We start from the raw sequence: 5,666 nt of genomic DNA on the forward strand, positions 1-5,666 counted from the left end.
GAACAGCCTGCGCTTCATCTCTCTCGACGGGCTCTATCGCGCCGCCGGCGAGGCGGGCGGGCGCAACGCCAAGACCCCGCAATATTGCGACGCCTGTTTTTCCGGTGAGTATCCGGTGGAACCAGCCGATATGATCGCGAAAGGCTTTGCCCTGAAGGCCGCGCAATAAGGGGGGCTGTCTGCCCCCCACGGCGCCTGCGGCGCCTTCCCCCCGAGAGTATTTCTCCAAGGTGATAGGCCGTTTATTCTTGGTCAAAATACCCGCGCCGCAGGCATGGAAGCCGCCCGTGGGCGGCGACCCTTTGCAATGACGCCGCAGGCGTCGCTATCGGACTGCGTCATCCACCGCGCGGCCCCTTGACCGCAGGCGCGATCCGATCCAAACCGCGCGCATGACAAAACTTGCATTGATCACCGGTGCATCGCGCGGCTTTGGCGCCGCCGTCGCCGAAGGGCTGGCCGTCTCAGGCTGGCATGTCGTGGCCCTTGGCCGCACCGTCGGCGCGCTGGAGGATCTGGACGACCGTATCAAGGCACGGGGTGGTCAGGCCACGCTGGCGCCGATGGATATCACCAACCCCGACGCCATGCGCCAGCTGTGCCGCAGCATTCATGATCGCTGGGGGCATCTGGACGCCTGGGTGCATTGCGCAATTCATGTGCCCCCCCTGACCCCGGTCGATCACCTTGACGAAAAGGACTGGGCCAGGGTGGTGGCCACGAATGTCACCGCGACCGGGCTGTTGATCCCGTTCATTTCGCCGCTGTTGCAGGCCGCGCCAAAGGGGGTGGCGGTGCATGTCGATGATCCGGCGCAGGGAAAATTCCTGGGGGCCTATGCCGCCGCCAAGGCCGCCCAGCGGGCCTTGTTCGACAGTTGGGCCGCCGAAACCCGCAAGACCGGGGCGCCGCGGGTGATCTCTTTCACCCCCGCGCCGATGCCGACGGCAACGCGGGGGCGCTTTTATCCCGGTGAAGACCGCAGCACTCTGGCCGATCCCCATGCCGAGGCCGCCCGCCTGATCGCCGCTTTGGCCTGAACAGGCCAAAGCGCGCCGAGGTGCTTGCCGCCCCTGCCCCCCTCTACTATTGAGGAACACAGCAGGCAAAGGAACGGGCGGCGATGCGCATCTTGGTGACCAATGACGACGGAATAAACGCCCCCGGTCTGCATGTGCTGGAGAAGATCGCCGCACAGATCGCCGGGCCGGATGGCGAAGTCTGGACCGTTGCGCCCGCCTTTGAACAATCGGGCGTGGCGCACAAGATTTCCTATACCCATCCGATGATGATCGCCGAATTGGGTCCGCGCCGTTTTGCAGCCGAAGGTTCGCCCGCCGATTGCGTTCTGGCCGGCATCTATGACGTGATGGTCGGCAAGCGGCCCGATCTGGTGCTGTCAGGCGTGAACCGCGGCAATAATGCAGGCGAGAACGTCATGTATTCGGGCACCGTTGGCGGCGCGATGGAGGCGGCGCTGCAAGGATTGCCGGCAATCGCCCTGTCACAATATCTGGGCCCCAAAACCCCGCGCGAGGCCATGTTCGATGCCGCCGCCGAACATGGCGTGGCCACGATTCGCGCCCTTCTGGACAAGGGGCTGTGGGACGATCACGATTACCGGCTGTTCTACAACGTCAACTTTCCACCCATCGCCGCCGACAAGGTTCGCGGGCTGCGCGTCGGCGCGCAGGGATACCGCCGCGACGCCTATTTCGGGGTCGAGCCGCATATGTCACCCTCGGGGCGCAAGTTCCTGTGGATCAAGGGCGGCGGACAGGCGCATCAGACCTTGCCGGGCACCGATGTGACCGATTGCCTTGAAGGATATATTGCCGTGACCCCCCTGCGGGCCGATCTGACCGCCCATGATGCCCTGCCCCGGGTGAAAGAGATGCTGGAATGACCGACGCCGCCGAACGGAAAATGCAGTTTCTGTTTGCGCTCCGTTCCAAAGGCGTGACCGACAGCCGGGTTCTGAACGCCATGGAATCGATCGACCGCGGCGATTTCGTGCGGGGTCTGTTCACCAGCCGCGCCTATGAGGACATGCCGCTGCCCATTGCCTGCGGCCAGACGATCAGCCAGCCTTCGGTGGTGGGGCTGATGACGCAGGCACTGAACGTGCAGCCGCGCGACAAGGTGCTGGAGGTGGGCACCGGGTCGGGCTATCAGGCCGCGATCCTGTCGCAGCTGGCGCGGCGCGTCTATACGGTGGAACGCCATCGCCGTCTGGTGCGCGAAGCCCAGGCGGTGTTCGACCGGCTTGACCTGACCAATGTCACGGCGATTCTGGCCGATGGATCGCATGGTTTGCCCGATCAGGCCCCGTTTGACCGCATCATTGTGACCGCAGCCGCCGAAGACCCGCCAGGTCCGCTCTTGGCGCAACTGCGCGAGGGGGGTATCATGGTGTTGCCGGTGGGACAGTCGGATACGGTGCAAGGCCTGATCCGTGTCACGCGCACCCCGTCGGGCTTTGACTATCACGAGTTGCGACCGGTGCGTTTCGTGCCCCTGGTCGAAGGACTTGGACAGGACTGACCAGTGTTAAGGCCCGGATCAACATGGGCCCGGATGATTGAGGAGTGAGCGATGACAGCCCCCTACCCCCTGCGCCTGAAGGCCGTGCTGGTCTGCACCGCACTCATAGCCCTGACAGGCTGTGAAAACTTCGATTTCGACATGCGCGATGTTCCGGGAATTGATACCTCGGATGCGGCGCGCAATCAGGCCCTGCCGCCGCCCCAGACTGATGAGCGAGGCGTTATTTCCTATCCCACCTATCAGGTCGCCGTGGCCCGTCGCGGCGATACCGTTTCGGACGTGGCCGCCCGCGTTGGCCTGCCGCCCGAAGAACTGAGCAGCTTCAACGCCATCCCCTTGGGCGTCGCCCTGCGCGAGGGCGAGGTTCTGGCCCTACCGCGGCGGGTCGAGGCCCCGACGCCCGGCGCCACCGATATCAGCGCCATTGCCGGATCGGCCATCGCGCGCGCCGATGGCAATGCCGGCGCCATCACTGCCGCGCCGCTGCCCCCGCCCACAACCGGGGCCGTCGCGCCCGCGGCGCCCGCATCGCCGGAACCATTGCGCCACCAGGTTCAGCGTGGCGAAACGGCCTATTCCATCGCGCGGCTTTACAATGTCTCGCCGCGCGCCCTGGCTGAATGGAACGGTCTGGGCCCGGATCTGAGCCTGCGCGAGGGCCAGTATCTGATGATACCGCTGACCGAGGCCGCCCCGGCCACGGTTGCCACCGTCAGCAAACCCGGTGAATTGTCTTCGGTGCCCGTGCCACCCAGCGCATCGCGACCGCTGCCGGCGGAAAAGACCGTGCCCGCCGCCAAGCCGACGCCCGCGCCCCCCTCGCCCGACTTGAAGGCCGAAAAGACAGTCACGTCACAACTGGCCTTCCCGGTTTCGGGCAAGATCATCCGCGGCTATGAAAAGAAGAAGAACGAAGGGATCGACATCGCTGCCGCCCCCGGAACGACCGTTCAGGCGGCAAAGGGTGGCACCGTGGCCGCAATCACCCGGGATACCGAACAGGTGCCGATTCTGGTGATCCGCCATGATGACAACCTGCTGACCGTCTATGCCAATATCGACAATATCAAGGTCGCCAAGGGCGATACGGTCACGCGCGGGCAACCCATTGCCACCTTGCGCGCCGGCGATCCGGCTTTCCTGCATTTCGAGGTCCGTCAGGGATTCGAAAGCGTCGATCCCATGCCATTGCTGCAATAATCTGGCACAACCGTCAGATTATTGCATAATTTTTCGGCTGAACCGCATCCCATCGCGGCCCGGGCGCGATTGATTTTGCTTCTGCGGGCCATGCCTTATTGCTGCCATCAAAATTCCGCCAAAATGATTGGTTCGGAAACGAATTTCTAACCAAAGGGATTTTTACTGACAGCAGATAGAGCGAAGCCGGGTGTCATGGTATTCAGATCAATTGCAATAGCTTTGGGGTTTTTCCTGTGTGCTCCGGCTCAGGCGCAATCGCTTGTCGGAACTTCGGTCGAGCTTGGCCTGTCCAGCCTTGGGCTGTCCGTCGTGCCCTCTTATATTGTCAGTCCCACATTGTCGGTGCGCGCGCCGGTCTATTTTGGCGGCAGGGATGGCTCCTATACCGATGATGACGGAAACATCCTAACCGGGAAGGCCGACCTTACATCGGCCATTGTCCTGGCCGATTACCGGCCATTCGAAAACGGTTTTCGGGTGTCGGGCGGTCTGGCACTGGGCGGATACCGCGCCAATGCCACCGTGACCAACCCCACCATCGACGGCACCACCTATTCCGGCACCTTCGACGTGCGGCTTGCCCAGAAAAACGATATTCAACCGGTCTTCTCGATGGGCTTTGCCTATCCGATGGGGGGCAAGATCCTGCTGTCGGGCGATGTGGGGGCCAAGATCGGCACCTATCGCCTGGTCGCCGAAGGGGGCAGCCTGACCCCTGTCGAACAGGCCGGCTTTGACAATGAAATCGCCCGCATGAACAATGACCTGTCCCAGCTCAAGGCGACACCGTTCCTGTCGGTCGGCATCGGGTTTCAGTTCTGATCGCGCCCCACTGACAATTCCGCCAGCATCTGCGCCACTGCCCCCGAAACGCTGGTCTCTCCCCGCGCCACGTGGCTGCCCAGTTCGCGCATGCGCGCCTTGACCGCGGGATCGCGCTCCAGCCGGGCCAGCAGGCCAAGCCGCACCTCTTCATCGAACCAGTGCTGCGCCTGTTCGGCCCGCCGCGCGGTGAAAAACCCTTGTTCGCGCCGCCAATCCGCCAGCACCGTCATTTCGTCCCAGGCCTTTGCCAGACCTTCCTCCTGCATCGCTGAAACTGTCATCGCCTTTGGAAACCCGTCCGGGTCCTGCGGGCGGCGGCGCAGCAGGTGCAGCGCGCCGGCGTAATCGGCGCAGGTGCGCATCGCCGCCGATTTCAGATCGCCATCGGCCTTGTTGACCAGAATGATATCGGCCATTTCCATAATGCCGCGCTTGACGCCCTGCAATTCATCCCCCCCCGCAGGGGCCAGCAGCAGGATGAAGAGATCCGCCATCTCGGCCACCATGGTTTCGGATTGCCCCACCCCCACGGTTTCGATCAGCACGACATCGAAGCCCGCCGCCTCGCACAGGGCCACCGCATCGCGGGTGCGCCGTGCGACGCCGCCCAGCGCGGTCTGGCTGGGCGAGGGGCGGATAAAGGCGTTCGGATCGCGCGCGAGACGCTCCATCCGCGTCTTGTCGCCCAGGATCGAGCCGCCCGAGCGCGCCGAACTGGGATCGACCGCCAGCACCGCCACCCGCAGCCCCTGGCCCGTCAGCATCATGCCGAAGGATTCGATAAAGGTCGATTTGCCCACGCCGGGCGTGCCCGACAGCCCGATGCGCAGCGCCTGCCGCCCCGATCCGGCCAGCCGGTCCAAGAGCGCCACGGCCTGCGCGCGGTGATCCTCGCGCCCGCTTTCGACCAGCGTGATCGCGCGGGCCAGCGCCCGGCGGTCGCAGTTCAGGATGCGGCTGGCAAGTTCGTCGATATCCATTCGCCTCTCCGGTCTGGTGTGATCGCCTGTTTGCCCTTTGCGATCCCCCGATGTCCAGCCCCGGGGTGCTTTCCCCCACCCTGCAAATCGCGGATAAGGCATCATGACCAG

The 5,666-nt window shown here is 64.2% G+C and carries 6 protein-coding genes and 1 pseudogene; 6 read left to right on the top strand and 1 reads right to left on the bottom strand.

What is annotated here, in order from left to right; translation table 11 throughout:
- The 6 genes and pseudogenes from ACTCHC_RS08620 to ACTCHC_RS08645 form a co-directional block, all read left to right on the top strand.
- Positions 1–169: pseudogene (locus ACTCHC_RS08620) on the top strand (amidophosphoribosyltransferase); the annotation flags it as partial.
- Positions 170–392: 223 nt separating this feature from the next.
- Entirely contained in the window at positions 393–1,040 is a 648-nt protein-coding gene (locus ACTCHC_RS08625) for an SDR family NAD(P)-dependent oxidoreductase (protein WP_463022076.1), read from the top strand.
- Between the two features lie 83 nt (positions 1,041–1,123).
- Positions 1,124–1,906: a 5'/3'-nucleotidase SurE gene (gene surE / locus ACTCHC_RS08630; RefSeq protein ID WP_463022077.1), complete on the top strand. Its 783-nt coding sequence runs from the start codon at positions 1,124–1,126 to the stop codon at positions 1,904–1,906.
- Positions 1,903–2,544, top strand: coding sequence for a protein-L-isoaspartate(D-aspartate) O-methyltransferase (locus ACTCHC_RS08635; protein ID WP_463022078.1), 642 nt, complete (start codon positions 1,903–1,905; stop codon positions 2,542–2,544). Before surE ends, ACTCHC_RS08635 begins: the two co-directional genes overlap by 4 nt.
- 51 nt (positions 2,545–2,595) lie before the next feature.
- The gene (locus tag ACTCHC_RS08640) at positions 2,596–3,747 is read left to right on the top strand and encodes a peptidoglycan DD-metalloendopeptidase family protein (protein WP_463022079.1); all 1,152 of its coding nucleotides are present in this window, start codon (positions 2,596–2,598) and stop codon (positions 3,745–3,747) included.
- 195 nt (positions 3,748–3,942) lie between these two features.
- Positions 3,943–4,572: a hypothetical protein gene (locus ACTCHC_RS08645; RefSeq protein ID WP_463022080.1), complete on the top strand. Its 630-nt coding sequence runs from the start codon at positions 3,943–3,945 to the stop codon at positions 4,570–4,572.
- Here the strand turns inward: ACTCHC_RS08645 and meaB are convergent.
- A complete protein-coding gene (meaB, locus tag ACTCHC_RS08650; protein WP_463022081.1) occupies positions 4,563–5,555 on the bottom strand; it encodes a methylmalonyl Co-A mutase-associated GTPase MeaB in 993 nt (330 codons plus the stop codon). The genes ACTCHC_RS08645 and meaB overlap by 10 nt on opposite strands.
- Positions 5,556–5,666: the final 111 nt, after the last annotated feature.

Source organism: Actibacterium sp., assembly GCF_055134745.1.

What these genes read in the sequence shown, in the direction of transcription:
- ACTCHC_RS08625 (WP_463022076.1), top strand. Translation starts at nt 393, where the DNA reads ATGACAAAACTTGCATTGATCACCGGTGCATCGCGCGGCTTTGGCGCC.
- surE (WP_463022077.1), top strand. Translation starts at nt 1,124, where the DNA reads ATGCGCATCTTGGTGACCAATGACGACGGAATAAACGCCCCCGGTCTG.
- ACTCHC_RS08635 (WP_463022078.1), top strand. Translation starts at nt 1,903, where the DNA reads ATGACCGACGCCGCCGAACGGAAAATGCAGTTTCTGTTTGCGCTCCGT.
- ACTCHC_RS08640 (WP_463022079.1), top strand. Translation starts at nt 2,596, where the DNA reads ATGACAGCCCCCTACCCCCTGCGCCTGAAGGCCGTGCTGGTCTGCACC.
- ACTCHC_RS08645 (WP_463022080.1), top strand. Translation starts at nt 3,943, where the DNA reads ATGGTATTCAGATCAATTGCAATAGCTTTGGGGTTTTTCCTGTGTGCT.
- meaB (WP_463022081.1), bottom strand. Translation starts at nt 5,555, where the DNA reads ATGGATATCGACGAACTTGCCAGCCGCATCCTGAACTGCGACCGCCGG.